Here is a 22,068-nt window from a genome sequence, read left to right as displayed (position 1 = left end):
AAGTTAAATAACTCTGTATGAACTCTTTCTAGAAAAGTAAGCAGATATTATTTATAGATAAGAAAATGTTCTGACTTTTATTATGATAAAGGCAAGATTGCTCACGGATTTGTAGTTTCGAGTGATGGGTATCATGTTTTGTTAGATTTGCGATCGCACTTCTTTTGCAATAACCTAAACACCCGTAATTTGATTTTTAATTACAAATCAGATATTTCATATTTAACAATCAATTCAATCTATAATAAAAAAGTTTCTAATAATTTCAAAGATCGAGTGTATTCTTCATGGTCGTCATAATGCTCTTCAAAGAAATTACCATCTTTATATCCAAATAAGATGCAATTAGAATCTATTCGCTTGAAAAAAAATTGCGAATAGCTGCTTTTTATCTCTTCAAAATATCCCTGGAGATAACCATAAAAGTAGGTGATAAATTCATTGATATCTTGCCGGGAGAATTCTTCTGGAAACGGTTGATGAATTACCCTTGCGTCATAGCTATCGTGAGGCTGTAATTGTTTGCGAATTCCGAAATTCACAGAGCCTCTGTGGTCGTAGATATTCAGCAAGTAATCAAATTCATGTCCGGCTTTACTCACTTCTAGAAAAAATGGGAAGGAAAACGATCCTTTCCAATCGTCAAAAAATTTGCCGCTTTCTCCGCATAATTTTTCTAGTGTAACATAGATTTGGGCAAGATTTAAACTTTCGGCTCTGTCTCTTAAATAAAGATAAAAATCTATATAAAATCCATAATCATCGGCGATGGCAAGGCTATTTTTCCAAAGTTCATAATATTTCCTGTCATCGAGTCTTTCAAGCCTGTAATGATTGCTGCTAATATCGATATTGATAACTTTATTTTTTATCCTGTTCATCATAACTTTGAACGCGATGTTCGCTTGGTAAGGATCTGGTGCGATGGAACGAATATATTATATATATCGCGTTTAAATGAATTTTCCCCATTTAAAAATAGTAGGGACACGGCATAGTTAATATTTTATCCCTTATCCAAATATTGCAAATGCTGTGTCCCTACATCCTTAAATCCCCCGCCTTTCCTCCAACCAATTCACCAAATCAGAAACATCCGAAAAATCAAACAACGCTTCAATCAAATCCTCCAACTGTGCAACAGATAAAGCTTGAATGCGTCCTTGTAACTCAGGTGACAGCACACCAAAGCGGCGCGTCAGCGGACGCATCACCATCGCTAGTGCTTCTTGTTGTCTTCCTTCTTGCAAAATATCTTGATAAATCACCGATTCCCGCATAATTCCCTCCCGGAAAAGATTGCGAATCAAATTTCTGTTAAACCTCAAACCAGCTAAAATTTCGGTAGAAGCCGAAATTTCCTGGCGTTGGACAATTGACTCTATCTTACCTACTTCTGATGCTACGCGATTCAGCAACCCAGCCGCATCATCGGCAGCTGCCAAAACAGCCATTGGTAGCAACCCCGGATCTTGTAATAATGGTTCTGGGGATTGTTCCCACATCCGAATTACTTGATATCCATGACTGGTTAATCCCTGGCGGAACTCATTCTCAAACACGGCTGGATTATTCATTTGTTGCAGCCAGATTAGCACCTGCGTTACTGGCAGATTATATTGCCAATAAAGTCGCACCCAATAATTTAGCATCCGCAGGGGCATCGGTTTACCAGTTGGGACTTGCACTTGAAATTCTAAATGCAGAATTTCTGATTGAGTGCGTAAAAGTGTTACTGAATCAGCCCGAATAGGTTCTAAACTTAATTCAGTTTTTAACACTTCTACCCTAGTTGTCGGTTGTCCTAATAACCAACTCGCAAAGCGATCGGGATATTTTTCTGCCAGATACTTACATAAGTTATCAAACTGCATCCGATGTTAAGTTAAGATGGCTTTTTCCTATTTTATTTACTCACTATTCCCGACCACTGCACATTTTTCAACTTATTTCTGCGATAGGAAAAGAAATATTCCGGTTGCTGATATGTACAATAAGGTGCGATCGCAATCCGTTCTCCACTTATCCCCATCTGTAGCAATTGCAACTCGTTCACCCGTCGCACATCCAACCGCACTTTTCCCTCTTCCGGATCTGGCAATATCGGTGCATTGGGTATCTCCAGCAAAGCAGACAAAATAACTTCATTTGTTTCTTTTTGTGGTATAATGCTCACTCCTACTTCAACAGCAACTTCTGTCGAAACTTGATAAACCTCACCTGCGATCGCAGGCCCCATCGCAATGCGAAGGTCTTCGAGTTGGCTACCTTGGGCAACAAGACGTGCGATCGCCTGCGGTACAATCCTCTGTGCAGTACCGCGCCAACCTGCATGAACCGCCGCCACCTGTCCGGTTTTTTCATCGGCAATCAAAACCGGCGTACAATCAGCCGTACAAACCCACACCGCCTGTAGTGCCCGATCGCTCACAATACCATCTGCCGACGGCAGGAGCGTTTCTTCTGTAACCGCAGAATTGACAAACTGTTCAATTTCCGAAGGTGTCAGAACAATATTGCCGTGTACCTGCTTCGCCCGATAAACTTGAGCATCTGGCTGTAGCGCCGCCACAAATTCCACCGGATAGCGAGGCGAAAACTGTTGCGTAAAAAAACCGTGCGACCAAGATTCCAGAAGGCTACAGGTAAGATAGGGCAAACCTTCCCAAGTGCGCCATTCCCAGGAGTGAATAGCATCGCTCGAATTTTTCAGTTCGGGTTCAGTCGTGTGTGGAGGAATCACGCCGGCTACAAAACTTTGCAAAATCACAATGAATTCTATGCTAACCTAAGCCACGATTGTGCATAAATTTGACATCGTGGAATTCGATCGGCAACAGTTTGCAGCAGCACTTGAGTCAGTGCGAAATCACTCTGTCGCACAAGAGCGATCGCTTGTCAACCTTTCACAAAGTCAACACCCAGATATTTCACTTCATCTTTTTGAAACTCTGCCCTCAACTAATGAAAAGCTGTGGGAATTGCTCGCTCTCGGATCTGGAGAAGGCACCACAGTCATCGCCATTGAGCAACAAGCCGGACGAGGACAGTGGGGACGACAGTGGCATTCTTCTGCCGGTGGATTATACTTATCTGTGGCCTTAACTCCCAACGTAGCCGCTCGGCAGGCTAGACAACTGACTATGTGCGGAGCTTGGGGAATTGCGACGATTTTGCGCGAGTACGACCTACCAGTCTCCCTCAAGTGGCCCAACGACCTAATACTTTCAGGGCGCAAGTTGGGCGGCATACTTACCGAAACCAGGGTAAACAGAGGGCGCATTAGCAAAGCAGTAGTTGGCGTGGGCATTAACTTGACTAACCAAGTTCCAGAAAACGGCATTAATCTAGTATCTTTTCTCGCCAATCATCCCAGCCCAACGCTTTCATTAGAAACATTAGCCGCTATTACTCTAGTAGGATTAATGTCTGGATACCATTACTGGCAACAAAAAGGCATAGATTCCGTGTTGCCGTTTTACCAAAATCTACTCACAAGCATCGGGCGATCGATCGAAGTCAACGGACGCTCAGGAGTAGTCGTGGGTGTTTCTGTCGATGGCGACTTGCGAGTTTGCCTGCACCCAACGGGGACTGCTCCCTCTTCAGAAATTTGCCTCCAGCCCGGTACAATCAGTCTGGGCTATGGAGAAATGGGACTGGGAAATGGCTAATGGGTAATTGCAGATGCCAAAAATTTCATCTGCAATCTCAAATCCGAAATCTGAAATCCTGACCGAGACCAATCCCTATATTAAAAGTGTTGAACAAAATAACGGTGTGATGGAGATGGTGGAACCAGTTTATCCCGACAAGCAACTAAACTATTCGTCTACAGAAGATCGGCAAATTGACACAACCGCAGCTCGATCGACCGGGCACGATCCCAACCCCTCCCAAAGAAGCGCAGGCATCAGCTTTTGGCATCGTTTCCTGTTGGTACAGGGAATTGGTTGCGTCAGCGGTTTAGGACTTTTGAGTGGTAGCATAGTTTGGGCAAAAAATCAAACATCATCCGATGCCTTTGTCATCGCTCAAATTCCCGATATTATGCCCAAAGCCGTATCGGCAGACCCCGCACCGGAACCTCCCAGACAAGCCGCACCAGTAAATAGAAGACGCTCTCGTGCCGGAGCGACGCCGCGATCGCGAGTAGGAGGAAGGGCAAGAAGCTCGCAATCGATCGGGGGGAACTCTTACATTGACCCAACCGATTACAGCCTCGGTGCCACAAGGAGACGGGAATCAACCGCTCGCGCCTACTCACCTCCTAGCTCTGTTGTGCTGTCGGAACGTTCCACAGGTTGTCAAACAGTTTACGGAAATAGAGGAGTTGCAGGCAGTCGCTGCGGTGGCCCAGCGGCATCCGTGAGAACTAGCGTCAGAAGAACTGCTGTCGCCAGCAATAGGTACACCACTGTTCGGCGTCAAAGAATACGAGATATTCCCCGTTCCTACCAGACCGATCGCGTGGGTTACGAAAGCGAACGCCCATCTCGTTCTTACCGCCAAAATCGCGTCGCGCGGGTCGAACAAACCCAACGCTCATCTCGTTCTTACCGCCAAAATCGCCTAGCGCGGGTCGAACAAACCCAACGCTCATCTCGTTCTTACCGCCAAAGTCGCGTCGCGCGGGTCGAACAAACCCAACGCTCATCCCGTTCCTACAGCCAAAATCGGGTAGCGCGGATCGATCGCACCGAACGCTCATCCCGTTCCTACGAAACGAGTCGCGTGACACGTTCTCCTCGCAGCGAGCGATTAGCGCGTTCTTATCGCCAAAGTCGGGTAGCGCGAGCGACTCAAACCGATCGCTCACCCCGTTCCTCTCAACTGCGGGTGGCGCGAGCGACTCAAACTAATCCCTCACCGCGTCCGCGTTCCTACTACTTAAGCCGCCTGCCCCGTCCCATTGAAACTGAGCCACAGCAACGTTCCCAAAGAATTAATCGTTTGCGGTCAACACCCCAAAGGGAGGAACAACCTCGTCAATATAGAATCAGCCGTTTGCGTTCCGCACCTCAGAACGAAGAACAACCCCGTCAATATAGAATCAGCCGTTTGCGCTCAACGCCTCAAAACGAAGAACAACCCCGTTCTTATCAAATCAGTCGTTTACCCTCAATAGCTCAAAACGAAGAACAGCCGCGTCAAAACAGAATTAGTCGTTTGCGCTTAACACCACAAAACGAGGAACAACCCCGTTCTTATCGAATCAGCCGTTTGCCCTCAGCGCAACAGAACGAAGAACAGTCACTTTACAAGTTCAGCCGTTCGCAGCGCTCTTCCCAAAAAGATCGCCTCTCTTCTTCATCTCGAAAAAAACGTCAGCCTCAACACGATCGAACCGCCTGGAAACCCAAGCCTCAAGAGGTAACGCCGCCAACAATTGGACATATCAATATCAGTCCGGCCAAGATCGACTCCGGAAATGTTGCTTTGGGCAGACAAAATAGTTTTAGTAACCCTCCCAACACAAGCCGTCAAAACCAAATAGATACCGAGATAACAGGTAATGAAACGCTTCCCAATCCAACATTAAGCTACAACTACAAACAACCCCAAACATCCCCAGCCGAATCTGGAAATAGCAAACTACCGATCGCCTTTCCCCTAGCTGTTCCCGCCCAAATAACCTCCGTGTTTGGCTGGCGAATTAATCCCATCAGCGGAGATCGTCGCTTCCACACCGGGACAGACTTAGGTGCGCCAATGGGAACCCCTGTTTTAGCCGCTCATGCCGGCAGAGTAGCGATCGCAGACTTCTTAGGCGGCTACGGCTTATCCATCATTGTCCGTCATAAAAACGACACTCAAGAAACCCGTTACGGTCACCTCTCAGAAATTTTAGTCAAACCAGGAGAATGGGTTCAACAGGGAAGTGCGATCGGTCTCGTAGGCAGCACAGGCAACTCAACCGGCCCTCATCTCCACTTTGAAGTGCGGGAAAAAACACCCGAAGGGTGGATTGCGATGGACCCACGCGCTCAACTGGAGTATGGCTTGGCTCAATTAGTCAAAGCCTTGAAGCCTAACCAACTCACAGAGGAAATCAAGCCCGAACAAACGGAGAACCAAGTACCCGAACCCCCACAAGCTTACTCCCAGCCACCTCAGAGCGGCATACCTAACTCTCCACCACAGTTGCCTCCATCTGGAAACGAATTAACCGATTCCCAGTTACCCGAAGTCCCAATACCCAACACGCCGCCATCCCTGATGCCGTTACCGGAACAGCAATCCAACGACACTGAATTACCGGAAAGTGGGATACGCAATGTGCCATCACCTGAAGTACCTTTATCCAGCGCTCAACCGATTAATTCTCAGTTACCGCCAATTCGGGTACTTAACACACCAACTGATGAAGTTCCCCGATCGATCTCTCAACCGATTAATTCCCAGTTATCTCGGATTCCAGTAGATAACACACTACCCTATGAAGCGCCGCGATCGATCTCTCAACCGATTAATTCCCAGTTATCTCGGATTCCAGTACTTCAAACACCAACTGAGGAAGTTCCCCTATCGAGCGCTCGGCCTATAAACTTACCGTTACCTCGGATTCCGGTACTTCAAACACTAACTGAGGAAGTTCCTCTATCGAGCGCTCGGCCTATAAACTTACCGTTACCTCGGATTCCGGTACTTCAAACACTAATTGAGGAAGTACCCCTATCTAGCACTAGACCAATTAATTCCCAGTTACCTCCGATTCCCGTACTCAACACACCAACTGAGGAAGTACCCTTATCTAGCGCGAAGCCGATTAATTCCCAGTTCCCTGGGATTCCCGTACTTAAAACACCACCCTATGAAGCGTCGCTATCTAGGACTGTGCAAACCAACGATCGGTTAACTTCTGCCCAACAAGTTAACTTCCGACCGCCGGAACTCCCCATTTGGGTAACCCAAGAGTCTGCTTACCGTTTACCTGAAGTTCCCATTCTGCCCCATAAGCCATAGGTGAAGAGGGAGCGGGGGAGTGGGGGAACGGGGGAGTGGGGGAATTAAGATTTTCCCTTTTCCGTTTCGCTCTTCCCTAGCCCCTAGCCGCTAACCCCTAGCCCCTCAAAGATAACCGTGTTCGCTCAAGAAAGCTGGTGTAATTTCGTCTTGATGTGCAAAAACGGCATTGGAACGGGAAAGCAGCAATTTTTCGATGTATTTGCCCAGAATATCTCCTTCTAAATTCACCCAACTGCCGATTTTGAGATGGGAGAGATTGGTTTGGGTAAAGGTATGGGGAATCACAGCCACTTTAAACCAAGTGCCAGCTGAGTTACAATCTGCCACGGTCAAGCTGATACCATTGACGGCAATACTGCCTTTCAGGACAATGTAACGGGCGATCGACTCAGGCGCTGTAAAACTCATCTCCCAGGAATTGCCGGCAAGCTCCACAGTTTGCAGGCAACCAATACCATCTACGTGACCGGTGACAAAATGGCCGCCGAGTTTAGTGCCTACCCGTACAGCCGTTTCTAGATTTACCCAAGCATCTTCTTCTATCTTTCCTCCCAACGTCGTCCGGCGCAGTGTTTCCGGCGAAGCATCTGCGACAAACCCTGCTGGCAAAATCTCCTCCACGGTCAGGCAAACCCCATCCACAGCCACGCTGTCGCCCATCGCCAGATCCTGCAAAATCGGATCTGCTGCCTTGCCAGAGCAATATATCCGTAATTTGTCTTCTGCTTGCAGATGAATCGTTCCTAGACTTTGGATTAATCCTGTAAACACCGTTTTTTAGCTCAAAAAATCGCTTTTTGCACAATCTGGTTTATTTTCCCGCTGATGCAACTATTTTCCCAGAGGGAAAGTCTAAGTTTTCGAGCGAATTGCGGGATCTCTAGTTAGAATCGGCTTCAAGTCAGGGCATACTGGGATGTAAAGACCCTCTTACTTAAATAGCATCGGTTGACTTAACCGAGTCTTGACTGCCTACGGTCGGTCAATCGATTTAGTCTTAAGAAACATAAGTACTCGGTCTCTGTCCACAGCTGCCCAGTACCAGTTTATCCTTTAACTTTAACCACCCTTTGCCCAAGGTATTTTAGAGGCCAAGCCGATGATTGAAATGAAAGTCGCTGGAATTGCACTGGATGCAATCACACGCAGCCCAATAGTGCTTTTGAAAGATTCGACAGACCGACGGGCTCTGCCAATTTATATCGGTCAGGATCAGGCCAAGTCAATTATTGGTGCCCTGGAAAACCAAACCCCTCCTCGGCCCCTCACCCACGACCTTTTTGTCAATCTGTTAGAAACTTGGGGTATGACCTTGGAGCGGATTATCATTCATTCGCTACAAGACAATACGTTCTACGCCATTATGACTGTACGACAGGGCGAGGTCAAAAAAGAGATTGATGCTCGTCCCAGCGATGCGATCGCGATCGCCCTTCGCACTCGCACTCCCATTTGGGTGATGGAAGAAGTAGTTGCCGATGCTTCTATTCCTGTCGATCGAGAAGCTGATGAGGCTGAAAGGAGAGCTTTCCGGGAATTTGTCGATAAAATTAGACCGGAGGATTTTATCCAGCGCGGTGGCTTCAGTAATGGCGAAGCCTAGAAATACAATAATTTTGGATTTTGGATTCATCTAGAATCGCGCTTGAGTTTCTAGACTAACCGTGGCAACCTCAAAATCTAAAATCTAAAATCTAAAATCTAAAATCTAAAATCGGCAGATGCGATATCGACGGTTCGGCAAGACGAATTTGCACCTCTCGGTGTTTTCTCTGGGCACGATGCGTTGCTTGGACTCAGAGTATATTACCAGGCAAACTGTGCAGTACGCTGTGGCATTGGGAATCAATCACTTGGAAACCGCTAGCCGATACGGCAAAAGTGAGGAGTATCTTGGGGCAGCGCTCAGATCTGGGTTGGCGCTGCCGCGCGATCGGCTCTGCATCACCACCAAAGTTCCACCCACACCTGACCCGGACGCTATGAGTCGGTCGATCGAACAGTCTCTGAAAAACCTCAAACTAGACTCCATAGATTGTCTGGCAATTCATGGTTTGAATACGTGGGAACACTTAGAATGGGTACAGAACGGTTGTATAAAAGCTATACAAGAAGCTGTTAGGGACGGTAAGGTGCGACACGTTGGCTTCTCTACCCACGGCTCCTTAGACTTAATTCTGGCAACTATAAATACAGATTTATTTGAATTTGTCAATCTACATTATTACTATTTTTGGCAGCGGAATGCCGCAGCAGTCGAACTGGCTCACCAAAAAGATATGGGGGTATTTATCATATCACCAGCTGATAAAGGAGGACGCCTCTACACACCACCGCCAACCTTGAAAGATTTATGTCATCCTTTGTCGCCCCTAGAGCTCAACTATCGGTTTTTGTTGAGCGACCCCCGCATTACTACCCTCAGCTTGGGTGCCGCTAATCCAGCAGAACTGAGTGAGCCTCTGAGCGTTGCAGACAGAGATTTCCCTCTAACATCTTTAGAATTGCAGATTTTAGAGCGTTTGCAAACCCATCAAGATGATGTTTTGGGAAAGGACAAGTGCAGCCAATGCTATGCCTGCCTTCCATGCCCGGAAAACATCAACATTCCGGAAGTCTTGCGGTTGCGGAATCTTGCTGTTGCCTACAATATGACAGACTTCGGTAAGTACCGCTACGCTATGTTTGAAAACGCCGGACACTGGTTTTGGGGTGTCAAAGGCAACCGCTGTACCTCGTGCGGGGACTGTCTGCCCCGTTGTCCGGAACAGTTAAATATCCCCGATCTGCTCAAAGAAACTCACCAACGCCTCAATGGCGCTCCTGGTAGGCGTCTTTGGCAATGAAAGCAGCTATGAAAGTACAAAGAAAAAGAGCTATTGTGTTTTCGCTTTTGCCTTTGGTCTTTTCCCTCTTATCACCTCAACAGTTGCTGGCGCAAGCGGTGCCTGCTGGGACTGGTAATAGCCCACAAAGGGGATGCCAAAATGCGATCGCAGAAGATAGCATTTCTCAAATTAATCTGAGCAATCCCAGTTTTTGGTGGGCTTCCGAACGGTTTGGCGGTCAAGTACTGGACACTTGGTTCGCTTGTCGGGATGAGCGTCGCCTCGATCTTGTTGTCGATCGACAAATTTGGACTTTGCTCGATTATCTGGAACGCTATGAATTTGTCAATCATTTTGGCCAAGTAGCCAGAGGTTATGGCTACAACCTTCGAGTTGTCAATCAGCAACAAACTGTTTTGGCTACTTATACGTGTGATTTCAGGGTGACTCCAGCAAACTGCAATCTTCTGATCGACACCCTTGGCAGGCAGGGCTTTCGACGCTCTCTAACTGCAAATTGAATGACTCGCGACAGTCCGCACTTTCCTAAAAGGTGGGTAAGAATAGCGCTAATTTTTAGTGGTTAGATACTACTAAAAATTACAATTATTTTGTGGTTTTCCCAAATTCTAATGTAAAATCTTTAAAGCGAGGCACATTCGGTAATAGAACCCGCTTGCTACCAAGGATGACAATTTCCTTCTTTGTAAGAAGCTCTAGTCTACCCCTTATCAATACAGTTGGTGGCAGTATTCGGATAGCACACCCGTAAGACAGGACTAGGCGAAACAATAAGTCCCCTGTAAACAAGTTTTCGCAAGATGTTTTTAGGCGGCGTGAAACTAGCGTCTTTAGACGTGGATAATAAACCTCTACAAAAGAAGCCTCCGACTTCTTAGCAAGTTTGTTAAATGAAGCGTTAGAAACTTCGTCCATCTTAGGGCGAAGTAGTTCATCAAATTTTCGATCGCACTCCCCAGAAACCCCCAGCCATTTTTTGTAAGTTGAGTTGAGGGAAGCGAAACCCAACTTTACCCAGCCCCTAGCCCCTTATCCCGAACGCCTAAGCCCTGAAAACGAACTTCCGTCCATAAAGATTGATACTCCTGACGTACCTTTTCGGAAAGCGGGCGTAAAAATTCGCTTTTTTTGATAATTTCCGGAGTTGACAAAACCAGCTGATTTCTATCTGTATTAGAAAATTCGGGTGGATTTTTGCCTGCTAATATCGGTGAAGCTGCTGGGGTAAAGCGAGACAGCAAACGAGCAATCTCTGGCTGCCAACAGAAATCAATCCACTTTTGCGCCAAATCCAAATTAGAACTGTTACCCAAAGGACGCACCCACAGGTCTGTCCAAAGTGCGGTGCCAGATTGGGGAACCACAGCTGCAATGTTGCGGTAACGCTGTATAACTGGCAGAACGTCGCTAGACCAACCAACCGCTAAATCGGTGTCGCCCAAGATCAGGGGTTGCAAGTAGGCATTGGAACTGTAGAATTTGACTTGCTTGTGTAAGGTTAGCAGTTCTTGTTTGAGGTTGGGAATTTTATCTAGCTGTTCGGTGTTGTAAGAGTGACCGAGTTTTTTTAAAGTTAAGCCAATAACTTCTCGCGGTTGGTCGAGTAAGGAAATGCGATCGCCTAACTCGTTTCGCCACAAATCTGCCCAATCTGTAGGTGCTTTCCAGCCCTTTGATGCAAATTTATCGCGACGATAGACTATTACCGTGCTACCCCATCGGTAAGGTGCGCCCCAAATTTTGCCTTTCGGGTCTGGTTTGCCTCGATCGTTCCGCTTCACCAGTTCTTGCCATGCTTGGGGCACTTGCTGCCACTGACTTAGCTGTTTTGGGTCTAGGGGTTGGATCAGTTTTTCCGCGATCGCCTGTTCTAACCAGTAATCGCCCAATGTTACCAAATCTGCCACCGCAGTCGCCTTTTGTTTGCCAAAGGGTAGGGGCAGGTTTGACCACCAGTTACTTGCCTCCGCTTTCTGCTGCCAATTTTGCAGTTGGGTGAATAAAGATTGCAGCTGGCTTTCGGCTACCAAATCCAAAGAGGCCGATCGCTGGATCTCTTGACGAAATTCATTTAAAAGCTGGACTGGGATAGAATTTTTCAGCAGGCTGACTTTCAGAACAGCCTTTTGCTGACTGCCACATCCTGACAGCAGCCCAGAAATAGCCAGGGTACTGCTGCCGACTATGAAGAACCTTCTTTTCATCTAAATGTCAGGATTTCGGACTGATATTTTAAATCAAAGCGATCGATACCAGATCGATGATACTTGCTATCTGCCTCTTTGACCTTTTCTCTCCGATCCCCGAATTCTTTCCCATGAGGGCAGCACTTTGCCTAATGAGGGAAAAACTTCGATGATACTTCCGTACTTTTCGTGTGGAAAACGGGTTTTTTTGGGCATTGGGCATTGGGCATCCGGAATGGAAATGCTTAGGCAGCAAGAATTAGGATAACCAATTAGCTTTCCTTATCACACTATGTACGGAAGAGCCTAGTGTTTTTTCCTCGTGGCGGCGCAGTCCGGAAACTTTTCTCACTTGTACATTTTTTTTTCATGAAAGACTGTCAGTGACTGTTATATTTTGAGGAAAAATTTATTTGCTTTTATAAATTACCAGATTTTGCCCGGTCTGCTATCTATTCCAGCGCGATCTCAACCGCGCAATCGGCAGAGAGAGAATTTAGGTATTTGTGCTTTATTTAGCTTGGCGAACCTATTTAAATAGATTTAACATAGGGTTGGGCTCAAAAATGTAACTTTGCGAGTAGACAGATCTTCTTTTTTCTGTATAGTAATGTTCACCACGAACATTCGATCGGAGTCGGCAGCTGCAAGCCCTAGCAATAAGCTAAAATTGGGATCGATTTGCTAAGTAATCTCCTATTCTACAACCATTCGTTTATGGAAGAGTTTGCGTACAAGCTTTGTATAAGAGGGGATGAGTATTCTTTGCCTTGTCCGCTCTTGAAAGCATTTTTTCTCTTTGTAGGCAATCTCTTCCTTGAGCTTATAACACCTTCTTCAGTCTGGTTTATGTTTACCCTGCATATAGCTTGGAAAGTCAAATTTATGCCAAAGCAAACATCCATCCGCGCCATAATTCTTAATAGAGAACGTGTAGAAATGTATTTTTATTCAGCCAAGCCATATAACTTGAAGTTTTTTGACAATGTATAGAAGTGTTTGTTCAGCTAGTCTGCATCAAAAATTAAATGATTCTATTGTTAGAGAAAGTTAAACTCGTTGTTGCGTAGGATGAAATAATAAACTAGGAAAATAGGGGATTGGAATGGAATCTATACGAAATCAAGTCATCGCCGTGAATAACAAAGTCGATGCCCTCTACCAAATGGTAGAGGATCTGAGTAAGCAGCTCTCGGAAGTTTTATCACAAACAAGGCAGACATCAGGTGCGCTCGCGGATACCTCAAGCTGGAAGCTCAACGATATCCGTTATTCATATAGAGGCAGTACCAAAGTAGATGCGGCGCTGGCACACAAGGATGTGCTGGCAGATACTGGCTATGTAGACACGGGTTCTCATAACCGCGAAAAAGAGTTGGCACCAGAAATTCAAATTCAGCGACTAACGGCACAGCTAACAGCAGCTTACAATCGCATTGCGGCCCTAGAAGAACAGTTGCTGGCGCAAAGAGTACATTAAAAAAGCAAACCGTGCTGCTCGATTATTAGGCGCAGTAGCGCTCTACCAATGCTTCAACGGCCTGAAGAAGTTCAGTTTGGTTCCAACCTGCGTATAGATGAGCCGCGATCGCACAACCACCGGCTCCCATACCTTCTTTAACGTAGCCTTGTTCGTAAGCCTGCAATTGGACGTAACGAGAAGTGGCAAAACTCAGCTGAGTCGCCAGCAAGGGCACCGAGCCAACCATTTGCGCTAATCCAACCGTGTCGCCGCTGGAGTCATCTACCACCCAACGGGTCGTTCCCACAACTATATTTTCTGGTTTCCAAGCTAAAGAATATTCTTTCGCTATAGCCTGAATTAAAGCATAGACAGCCAGCATTTGGGTTCCACCGGCAAGCATGACGCCACTGGTGCAACTGGCAGCTAGAGCGATCCCAGCTACCGCAACTTGCATGGGGTCTCCCACGGCAGCAACAACTTGTAGGGGATCTGGGGATTTTGGATTTCGGATTTTGGATTTTGGATTTTGGATTTCTGCCGAAGTGGCAATCTGCCACTCTCCGGGACGCCAAAAACCAGCGCGTTCTAACCCAGTCTGCACCAGCGCCCACTTTTGGGCATGATTGCAAGTAACATGGCTGCTGTTGACTTTCCCGGCAGCGGAAATGCCCAAACCGGTTAAAACAGCGAGTGCGGTGGTAGTTCCCCCCACCACGCACTCGCCGATAACAATTAAGCCCTCACTAGATACAGCCGCTAACTTTTCCCCCCAAATTAACCCCAAATCGAACAAATGGCGCACTTTTGCCATTTCTAAGGCGTTGCCCGAAGTTAAACAGCGAGCCCAAGCACCGCCTAAATCGATCGTCGGTACGGATGGAGGTTGGGGCAAACCAGCATTGAATAAATAAAGTGGTAGTGAAAGTGCCTCCACCACCGCACGGGATATGAGTACCGGTGAGGCACCCGCGTGCAGTGGCGGTAAAGGGTATTTCGGATCTGGCGCAGGGCCGCTATACAAAAATTCCGCATCTGCGATCGCTGTAAATTGGCGATCGTGCGGTGTCCGACCCGCCGCAGAAATCCCCTCGATCAGGCCGGTTTCCGTAAATCCCAACACACAAGCAAATACAGGCTGACGACCCTGATATTGTTGCAACCACCGATGGCCTTGTTCCGCTTGTGTGTAAATCTTTATCATCGGATGCGTGATAATTTTCTCCCCGCTCATCCCCTCTGCCCCTCAGATCTGCCTTAGTCATCGTAATCCACCAGCACTTGTACCCAATTTGGAGGCTGAGGAATTGGATTGCCCAGGCGTTCCAAAAGTAGCCATGCAGCCAGATGCACGACGAACAGGTAAACCAAGTTACTCAGAAGCACCATCCCAACGGCGATCGCCTGAATTACCAGCAAACTCGGCTCGATCAGTAACCCAAGCTTCACAAATACCCACTCCAACATCTGTGTCACTTGAGTGATGATGTACACCCAGACGTCTTCACCCAATAGGATGGAAAGCAACCAAAACCGAAAAAAGAATCCAATGCTTCCCAAAAGCGTACCCAAGCTAATGGATACCGCCCAGCTAGTTTGGCGTCGCCAACAAGCTCCCAGCAGCACGCCCAACAACCCATAGGGCATGAAAAACTGAATGCTGCGCGGTGGCCCCATCAGAACAGACAGCAGCAATCCAGAAACCAAAGCTCCCATCCAAGCGGCTCGATTGCCCCAGCGCAGGTAAACCAGTGCGATCGGCACCGAAAAAAAGATCCGCAATAGGGGGCCAAGGGGAAAATAGTAATTCACTAGCCAAATCAGACTGGCAGTACTGGCTAAAAAAGCCGTTTCTACAAGCGCTAAGGGAGCCTCGGCCCGCACCTTTGGTTCGGACAAATCGGGACTGGAAGTAGAAGAAGCGATCGGCTCGTTTGCAGCAGATTCTGGGCTTTCTTCAAAAGATTCACTCATTACGATCTTCTCGTGCAAAAGTTTGACTTTGTATTTTTTTCGCTCTCCAGTCCCCTGTCGTTCATCCTTACTCCGTACTCACTCTAAAGCAGAGCCGTCATCCGCTCCTATATCTACAGATTGAATTACCAAAACCGAACAGGGAGCGTGGTGCATTACGTAATTGCTCACACTTCCCATTAAAGCTTCTGTCAATCCAGTTCGACCCCGCCGTCCCAGCACTAACAAATCTGCTCCCCAGTTTTGAGCGGCTTTACATATAGACTGACTGGCTTCCCCAATTTGACAATCAAAATCAGCCGTCACTCCCTGCTTCTGAGCAGTTTGGCAGAAGTTTTGCAGCATAATCTGCGCTTCTTCCAAACGCTTTTCTGTCAGTTGCGGTTGAGCGCGATAGGAGTAACCTGCAAACTCTGGGTAAAAACCCATTTCTACGGGAATAGGCCCGATCGGCTCGGCGATCGTGTCGTTCGTCATACAATGCAAAAGCCTTAAACTAGCACCAGTTGCTTGTGCTAACTCCAGGGCGCGATCGAAAACGGCCCTGCCTAAAGGCGAGTAGTCTAGTGCCACAAGGATTTTTTTGAACCCCATCTAGACCTCCCTCGTTCTCGAAACTCTTTCACTTTCAAACTAGCGCATAGAAGAGCTTTTGCCTTATTTTTGTTGCATTACGTTAAATTATCAAGCGTTCTAGGGCATTCACATCCGGGATGCGAAGGGTATCCTGCTCGCGCTTGATCAAAGCTTTCTTTTCCAGCTTAGTCAGCACTCGCGTTACTGTCTCCCGTGCCAGTCCGCTCAAACTGCTCAGTTCGCGATGGGGTAAATTGGGAATTTCCGTACCTTCCGAAGTGCGCTTACCTTGCCCATCTGCTAAAAACAGTAAAGTATCTGCCACCCGCGACATACTATCGGATTCCCGCAAGCGCAGTCGGCGATTGACTTGACGCAAGCGGCGTCCCATCAGCTGCGCCAGACGGACTCCCGCCATCGGCTCCGTATAAATCAAATTGACAAAATCCTGAGCGGGCAGGTTACCGATCACTGTGGGAGCTAAGGTAATCACATCTGTAGATCTGGGCACTTCATCAAGTGCCGCCATTTCACCAAAAATTTCTCCCTTGCCCAAAATGTTCAGCGTTACTTCTTTACCATCTAGGTTATAGGTGCGAATCTTCACCCAACCCTCCAATATAAAGTAAACCGAACTACCCCAATCGTTCTCCAGCAGGATCACCTGATTTGCTGGATGGTTGCGCGTGACGAGGTGGGCTGTTGCTTTTTCCACAGCCGCTTCTGGTAAACCTGTAAAGAAAGGAGTAGAGCGAATTAGTGTATTCACATTTGTATTTGTATTCGTTTCGTGAGGAGGGAGTCGGTCTTGCATGAGGCCATTGTGTGATTAACAGTATTTATTAAATTTACTGGGATCGACAGAGGCCCACTGGATTGAAACTGGCTGATTGTTTTAAAACAAATCGTTATGCCAGTAATGCGGAACGATCATAAATAATAGACCACGGAAGCTTATCTTGATAGAGCTGTTCCTGGAGCAGTTGACGGTGGCACTTGACACTCGCTACAAGAATCGGGTTGGCGATCGAACTAAAGGTACTGCCCATACACCCATTGGCAAGCATCGCTCGCAGTCCAGGCTTTTGCCCCACACTTAGTTGGGGACTTATGGCTAAAGATAGCACCTAATACGTTTAATCTTGTGGCCATACCAAACTTTACAGAGCGTAAGTGGAAGGCACGGTCTAACCTCCAGAGAAACCAAGCAGCCGTTAATTTTAATTTGGCTGTCTATTCTTGCATTTCCTAGCATACACTTTGTCCAGCACGACGGGAGTGTCAGTTTGACGATTTCCCTAGAGTGGCCAAGCAAGAAACCTCCATGTCAGATCGAGCACACCTCAAGGACGAGCTTTTAGGTGTGAGGATTGCCCATCAGCTTAAGAGTTGAAGAGCGTGAGATGTTTAATTTTAACTGCTTTTGTGTCTCCTACCTCAGAGCGTTTGGTCTGGCTTTGGGTGCTGCTGAGGGGTTGCGTAACTTTTGAGTATCCATGAATACGCTAATTGCTGGTAGAATGAAAATTACTTAACAAAAAATCTTTATCTAGCTAACAATAAAGATTTTTTCTTCTCTAAAGTTCCCACGAGGAATTTCCAAAGACAGCGATTACACAACTCGATCGCAAATTTATGCTAAAGATACGATCTCTAGCGATCGCACTCAGATGTGGGTTGGCTTTTTGGTTTTAGCTGTTCGAGCCGCAAATATTTTCTAATAGCTCGACAGATATTTAGCCTAAAGTTAAATTTCTGTTATGCTTATATGGTTAAGTTGTGGGCTTATATCGATTAGTTCCCTCAGTCATACCAAATCTGCTTCAATTACCCCCGTTATTGTAGCGGGAGTGGAGGAGCGGGGAAGTGAGGGAGTTGGCGAAGGAGTAACTTTGAGGCCAAAAAGGGGGTAGCTAACCCGGATTTGGGATACCAGAGAATCCCAGAGGAAACCTACAATAGTATCGGTTCCTCAAAAACGACGGTCGCCGCTCGCGGCAAAATGGAACTCAGTCTGTTAGGTGAGTCGGGAGAGATCGACAAGCTCGCGCAAAACAGGATTGCCTCTTGACCAGGGATTCAAGCCCCGTTCTTCAAGGAATTTAAAGGAGCGGTTTCACCGTGAAGTTTCACACGGATCGAATTCGGGCACTGATCGCAGAAATTGATAACGTACTTGGCAAAAGCAAAAAATCCGGCCTGGGTTGGTTTAAATCTGGAGAAGAGGCCGATCGGCGTCGCGTTTTAGAACGAGTTCGCAACAGCCTGGATATGCTCCAGCAAGAATTTGCCTCCACAAGCCAAGTTGAGATAAGCCAAACCACAGAATTGCCATTGGCAGGTGAAATGGCATTGGTACAGGCTCCATCAGTCGATCGCCTTGAGTCTCTGGCAATCGACTCAACTCAAAAAAAGACGCCACAAGAAATTTTGCAAGCAGTTGTAGAAGAAATGGCTTACCTGCGAACCTTCTACGAACGCGCCAAAATTCTGACCGAGTTGACTCAACAGTGCCAAGCAGACTTAGAAGTCTTACAGCAAAAACGCCAAGCTCTCAGAGCAGAAGTAGAGCAGCTCGAACAAGAGCGACAAAATTATCTTTCCCAACAGCAAGCAGAGTTAAAACAGAAAACTTCGGAATTGCTGTTGGAGACGGAAACAAGCTTGCCGATTCAGCAGAGTAAACTTTTGTCAGACGAGGAAGCACAGCCAACAGCAAACCAAATAATATCTCCTCAAATACCAAACATCCTCAGCGGAGAAGATCTACCGTTACCATATGCGGGTGCTGAGTTAGTGAAACCAAATATACAGCAGTGGGAGAGATCGATTCAGGCAAAGCAACAAGCTGAGGAAGCAAATACTGACGAGTCGGCAAGCAAAGAAAGCGACTCGGTAAATTCAGATTTCAACATTCTAGATATCGTCGAAAGCTCACCACCAGCCTGCCGTATTGAAGATGCACCGCAGGATCGGGAAGTTGCCCCCGCAGCAGCAAACAGGTATGAAATAGTACAAGAGGAACCAGATTTCGGTCGGGAAATGCGATCGACAGATGAACGCGATCGCATCGCTGCGGCAGACGATCGGCAACTGGTAGATTTGGAATCGGCAGACATTGTTTCTTTTCCCCAACACTCAGGAGAGGGAACTGGGGAAACGAGCGGATGGGAAAGCACGGACACAATAGCAGCTCTGACCGATTTAATAGACGAAACGGCACGTTTGCTAGGATCGGACTCTCTGGAAGATGAATTGCTCAGCGAGGCGATATCGATCGAGGAGATTGGCGAAAGCGTTCTTAAATCTGGCGATACAGAAGCAGAAAGCTACTTACCAGCATCACCAGAAGAAGATTTGCTGTCAACAGATCGGTTAGAGGGGAAGTCCAATGTCGATCTTTGGGTCGGAAAGAATATGTTGGAGCAGTTGAGCCAGGATCTTTCCGGTTTGGAGGGACTCGATTCACCACACGTTCAAGAAGAAAGCGATATTTTGCAGCGTCGGGATAATTCGGAGCAAAGCGCGATCGAAACAACACAACCAAAAGCTACAGCTTCAGCTAACCGAGTTGCCAGCAGCGACAATAAAGACGAAGATGCTCCTGTGGAACAGGAAACTGGTTCGCAAACAGAAGCAGTCTTACTAAACATTGACGAAACAGCAAACTCTTCCAGCGACGATCGAGAAATTGAAGATCTCACGCCCCAAACAGAGGATAAATATGGCGCAGTTGGGGCAGAAGAAATACCTTGTACGATTCCAGAAGAAATTTTGGCCGAATTTGACGACCTTTTTGGCGAATCTCTCGAAACAGATCTCAAATTACCTGTAGCCGAACCAGATTCGCAAATAGCTCAACCCTCATTATCGAGGCCGAACCAAGAAGAAGAAGTAAAAAAAAAAGTAGCGAACGCAGCAGAACTGACTTTAGGTGAAGATTGGGAAAGTAGAAAAGTAGAACAAGAACAAGACGAACAAGACATCTCAACGCTCGCGACTTTCGATCGAGGAAATGAAGGGAACCTTGACGAAGCGGATCTGGAAGAAAAGGCAGAAACAATCAATTTTTGGCAAAAACTCACCCCGCCGCCTCGCATTCCCTTTTCTAAGCCATCCTCATTCACCCCTACACCCCTTCCGCCACTACCTCCTTCTCCTCCTCCCATCTGGTACTTGGGAATTGATTTCGGGACAACAGGACTTTCTGCGACTTTGTTGAATCGCTTAACCCGCCAGATCTATCAGATTGCCTGGTCACCCGCAGGACAGTCGGATACAAGCGAACAAACCTTTCGTTTGCCTGCGGCGGTTGATGATAGCGGCATATTGCTGCGGAACTTTAAGCCATTGTTAAAAATCGGTCTGCCCTACTATTGCGCCCAAAGCGATAGATGGGAGCCTGTTTTGCAGATTTCTTCCAGAGACAGGGTTCCCCTTTGGCAGGCGAAGCAAGCGCTGCAAGCATTGTTAACTACCCTCAATCCTACCAAAAATGAAGTAGGAGAAGATCGGGAATTACAGATCCCAAATAGGGATTCCCATCTCGAACCGGAAATCTTAAATTTGGAATTACGAGAGGGCAATTCATTTTTGGATGTTAATTCTCGATATACGATCGCCGCCATTGGTTTGGAGGAAGAAACCCTGCATTCCGCACTCAGTCAGCTAGCAGGGACGATCGTCAGCTGTCCCGCCGAGTGGTCGGAAGCATACCGCTTTAACGTGCGGGAAAGCATTTTGGGTGCTGGATTGGTGTCATCTCCGGATCGTATTTGTTTTGTTGAGGAAGCGATCGCCACATTCCTGGCAGCACTATCGAACTCCCCGTACACGGAGGGAGATGAAAAGAGCGAGTTGCCATCCACAAATGATTCCAGACAGCAGATAAATAGAAAACTAACTTGGCGGGGTAGCACAGTCATACTCCACACTGGGGCAATTACTACCGAACTCGCTTTAGTGGATTTACCCAAGAATATCGAAGATTTAACTTATGCTGACTTCACACTCCGTAGTTTTCCTTATGCAGGCTCTTATCTAGACCAAGATATTATCTGCCAATTGCTTTTGAATCCTGAGACAATTTCTTTACTCAGCATTCCAGAGTCATTACTTAGTAAAAATTTAGACTTGCCGCTGGCGGGAGAGCCCGATTTGCCAACTCGTTACCTGTGGCAACAAAGATTGGAGAGTACTCCATTTGGGAAAAATTTATTGGCATCGGCACAATATGCAAAGCACGTATTGCTACATCAAGAAAGCTTTACTTTAGAAATTGGCGAAAACCGTTGGGTTTTGCGGCGACAAGACTTGGAAAACCGCGTTTTTGCCCCTTTTATTCAACGCCTGAATCGAGAATTGAACACTTTGCTTGCTGTGCTGGGAATACCTGTAGAAGCGATCGAGCAAGTGATTTGTACTGGTGGCACAGCTTTGTTACCCAGCGTAACCGACTGGCTGCGTCAAAAACTCCCCAATGCCACTTTAATTAAGGATGAAGGCGGAGGCATAAAAAATCGAGTTAATCATTCTGGAAGAGTGGCGTTGGGATTGGCATCCTTGCCTCTGTATACCCAAGTATTCGATCGATTCAAGCAACAGTACAGCGAGTACTTTCTACTGGCAGAACTTCTGCGCGTATTTGGAGAAAAACCGCTTCCTGTCGGGAGAATTTTTCAGCTGCTGGAACGTAGGGGTATTAATACTCAAGCTTGCCAAGGACGCCTTTTGGCTCTTCTGGAGGGAGAGCTTCCCATCGGTGTTGTTCCTTCTCTAATGGATGCAGACTTGCTCACTCAGGAATCGTGGCAAAATCCTGTATATCAGGCGCTTACAGCTAGGAAACTCTTTTATAAAGAAGATAATCACACCTATTGGTTAAATTCCGAACAAGGCGATCGCTTGCGTCTATATTTGAAGGCACTGCTGGAGCAAACTCACCAAAAATTAGAGGAACCTTACGCTGTTTATTGGTTAGCACCAACAGACAACACCGATACTTAATTACGTTTGACTACAGCAGATATAAAACAACACACCCATTTAGGTG

17 protein-coding genes are annotated in these 22,068 nt (G+C 46.9%); 8 read left to right on the top strand and 9 right to left on the bottom strand.

Going from position 1 to position 22,068, the window contains the following annotated elements:
• Positions 1-239 precede the first annotated feature (239 nt).
• The 3 genes from H6G03_RS22660 to pgeF form a co-directional block, all read right to left on the bottom strand.
• On the bottom strand, positions 240-884 hold the full coding sequence (locus tag H6G03_RS22660) for a hypothetical protein (RefSeq protein ID WP_190468861.1): 645 nt from the start codon (positions 882-884) through the stop codon (positions 240-242).
• 165 nt (positions 885-1,049) lie between these two features.
• Positions 1,050-1,874 (bottom strand): DUF4351 domain-containing protein, encoded by an 825-nt coding sequence (locus H6G03_RS22655; protein WP_190468858.1) that lies wholly within the window; start codon positions 1,872-1,874, stop codon positions 1,050-1,052.
• A gap of 32 nt (positions 1,875-1,906) precedes the next feature.
• Positions 1,907-2,692: a peptidoglycan editing factor PgeF gene (pgeF, locus tag H6G03_RS22650; RefSeq protein WP_190468897.1), complete on the bottom strand. Its 786-nt coding sequence runs from the start codon at positions 2,690-2,692 to the stop codon at positions 1,907-1,909.
• Positions 2,693-2,801: 109 nt separating this feature from the next.
• Here pgeF and H6G03_RS22645 point away from each other — a divergent pair, with 109 nt between their 5' ends.
• Together H6G03_RS22645 and H6G03_RS22640 are read left to right on the top strand one after the other, a co-directional pair.
• Positions 2,802-3,674 carry a biotin--[acetyl-CoA-carboxylase] ligase gene (locus H6G03_RS22645; RefSeq protein ID WP_322111954.1) on the top strand — a complete coding sequence of 291 codons (873 nt, stop codon included), beginning with the start codon at positions 2,802-2,804 and terminating at the stop codon, positions 3,672-3,674.
• 13 nt (positions 3,675-3,687) lie between these two features.
• Positions 3,688-6,966, top strand: a complete 3,279-nt coding sequence (locus H6G03_RS22640) for a M23 family metallopeptidase (RefSeq protein WP_242060450.1) — start codon at positions 3,688-3,690, stop codon at positions 6,964-6,966.
• A gap of 105 nt (positions 6,967-7,071) precedes the next feature.
• Here H6G03_RS22640 and ribE read toward each other — a convergent pair whose 3' ends face one another.
• Positions 7,072-7,740, bottom strand: coding sequence for a riboflavin synthase (gene ribE / locus H6G03_RS22635; RefSeq protein ID WP_190468855.1), 669 nt, complete (start codon positions 7,738-7,740; stop codon positions 7,072-7,074).
• Positions 7,741-8,068: 328 nt separating this feature from the next.
• Here ribE and H6G03_RS22630 point away from each other — a divergent pair, with 328 nt between their 5' ends.
• From H6G03_RS22630 to H6G03_RS22620, 3 genes are all read left to right on the top strand, one after another.
• On the top strand, positions 8,069-8,572 hold the full coding sequence (locus H6G03_RS22630) for a bifunctional nuclease family protein (RefSeq protein ID WP_190468852.1): 504 nt from the start codon (positions 8,069-8,071) through the stop codon (positions 8,570-8,572).
• A gap of 118 nt (positions 8,573-8,690) precedes the next feature.
• Entirely contained in the window at positions 8,691-9,815 is a 1,125-nt protein-coding gene (locus H6G03_RS22625) for an aldo/keto reductase (RefSeq protein ID WP_190468849.1), read from the top strand.
• An 8-nt stretch (positions 9,816-9,823) separates the two neighbouring features.
• Positions 9,824-10,318: a hypothetical protein gene (locus H6G03_RS22620; RefSeq protein ID WP_190468844.1), complete on the top strand. Its 495-nt coding sequence runs from the start codon at positions 9,824-9,826 to the stop codon at positions 10,316-10,318.
• Between the two features lie 510 nt (positions 10,319-10,828).
• Here the strand turns inward: H6G03_RS22620 and H6G03_RS22615 are convergent.
• Positions 10,829-12,022, bottom strand: a complete 1,194-nt coding sequence (locus H6G03_RS22615) for an extracellular solute-binding protein (protein WP_190468841.1) — start codon at positions 12,020-12,022, stop codon at positions 10,829-10,831.
• 1,087 nt (positions 12,023-13,109) lie between these two features.
• Between H6G03_RS22615 and H6G03_RS22610 the strand changes: the two genes are divergently transcribed.
• The gene (locus H6G03_RS22610) at positions 13,110-13,484 is read left to right on the top strand and encodes a hypothetical protein (RefSeq protein WP_190468838.1); all 375 of its coding nucleotides are present in this window, start codon (positions 13,110-13,112) and stop codon (positions 13,482-13,484) included.
• Positions 13,485-13,509: 25 nt separating this feature from the next.
• Here the strand turns inward: H6G03_RS22610 and cobT are convergent, their stop codons facing one another.
• The 4 genes from cobT to H6G03_RS22590 form a co-directional block, all read right to left on the bottom strand.
• Positions 13,510-14,670: a nicotinate mononucleotide-dependent phosphoribosyltransferase CobT gene (gene cobT / locus H6G03_RS22605; RefSeq protein WP_190468835.1), complete on the bottom strand. Its 1,161-nt coding sequence runs from the start codon at positions 14,668-14,670 to the stop codon at positions 13,510-13,512.
• 53 nt (positions 14,671-14,723) lie between these two features.
• Positions 14,724-15,440 (bottom strand): DUF2232 domain-containing protein, encoded by a 717-nt coding sequence (locus tag H6G03_RS22600; RefSeq protein ID WP_190468832.1) that lies wholly within the window; start codon positions 15,438-15,440, stop codon positions 14,724-14,726.
• A gap of 78 nt (positions 15,441-15,518) precedes the next feature.
• Positions 15,519-16,034, bottom strand: a complete 516-nt coding sequence (locus H6G03_RS22595) for a universal stress protein (RefSeq protein ID WP_190468829.1) — start codon at positions 16,032-16,034, stop codon at positions 15,519-15,521.
• An 82-nt stretch (positions 16,035-16,116) separates the two neighbouring features.
• Entirely contained in the window at positions 16,117-16,830 is a 714-nt protein-coding gene (locus H6G03_RS22590) for a Crp/Fnr family transcriptional regulator (protein WP_190468826.1), read from the bottom strand.
• A gap of 145 nt (positions 16,831-16,975) precedes the next feature.
• On the opposite strand from H6G03_RS22590, the gene H6G03_RS37570 reads away from it, so the two are divergent.
• Positions 16,976-17,116: a hypothetical protein gene (locus H6G03_RS37570; RefSeq protein WP_191056005.1), complete on the top strand. Its 141-nt coding sequence runs from the start codon at positions 16,976-16,978 to the stop codon at positions 17,114-17,116.
• Between the two features lie 1,021 nt (positions 17,117-18,137).
• Complete coding sequence (locus H6G03_RS22585) at positions 18,138-22,022, top strand: hypothetical protein (protein ID WP_190468822.1); 3,885 nt, start codon at positions 18,138-18,140, stop codon at positions 22,020-22,022.
• Positions 22,023-22,068: the final 46 nt, after the last annotated feature.

Source organism: Aerosakkonema funiforme FACHB-1375 (assembly GCF_014696265.1).
GTDB lineage: Bacteria > Cyanobacteriota > Cyanobacteriia > Cyanobacteriales > Aerosakkonemataceae > Aerosakkonema > Aerosakkonema funiforme_A.
This window is presented reverse-complemented; position numbering and strand designations above follow the sequence as displayed.

What these genes read in the sequence shown, in the direction of transcription:
- cobT (WP_190468835.1), bottom strand. Translation starts at nt 14,670, where the DNA reads ATGATAAAGATTTACACACAAGCGGAACAAGGCCATCGGTGGTTGCAA.
- H6G03_RS22590 (WP_190468826.1), bottom strand. Translation starts at nt 16,830, where the DNA reads ATGCAAGACCGACTCCCTCCTCACGAAACGAATACAAATACAAATGTG.
- H6G03_RS22655 (WP_190468858.1), bottom strand. Translation starts at nt 1,874, where the DNA reads ATGCAGTTTGATAACTTATGTAAGTATCTGGCAGAAAAATATCCCGAT.
- H6G03_RS22615 (WP_190468841.1), bottom strand. Translation starts at nt 12,022, where the DNA reads ATGAAAAGAAGGTTCTTCATAGTCGGCAGCAGTACCCTGGCTATTTCT.
- H6G03_RS22620 (WP_190468844.1), top strand. Translation starts at nt 9,824, where the DNA reads ATGAAAGTACAAAGAAAAAGAGCTATTGTGTTTTCGCTTTTGCCTTTG.
- H6G03_RS22610 (WP_190468838.1), top strand. Translation starts at nt 13,110, where the DNA reads ATGGAATCTATACGAAATCAAGTCATCGCCGTGAATAACAAAGTCGAT.
- H6G03_RS22630 (WP_190468852.1), top strand. Translation starts at nt 8,069, where the DNA reads ATGATTGAAATGAAAGTCGCTGGAATTGCACTGGATGCAATCACACGC.
- H6G03_RS22625 (WP_190468849.1), top strand. Translation starts at nt 8,691, where the DNA reads ATGCGATATCGACGGTTCGGCAAGACGAATTTGCACCTCTCGGTGTTT.
- H6G03_RS22595 (WP_190468829.1), bottom strand. Translation starts at nt 16,034, where the DNA reads ATGGGGTTCAAAAAAATCCTTGTGGCACTAGACTACTCGCCTTTAGGC.
- H6G03_RS22640 (WP_242060450.1), top strand. Translation starts at nt 3,688, where the DNA reads ATGCCAAAAATTTCATCTGCAATCTCAAATCCGAAATCTGAAATCCTG.
- H6G03_RS22660 (WP_190468861.1), bottom strand. Translation starts at nt 884, where the DNA reads ATGATGAACAGGATAAAAAATAAAGTTATCAATATCGATATTAGCAGC.
- H6G03_RS22600 (WP_190468832.1), bottom strand. Translation starts at nt 15,440, where the DNA reads ATGAGTGAATCTTTTGAAGAAAGCCCAGAATCTGCTGCAAACGAGCCG.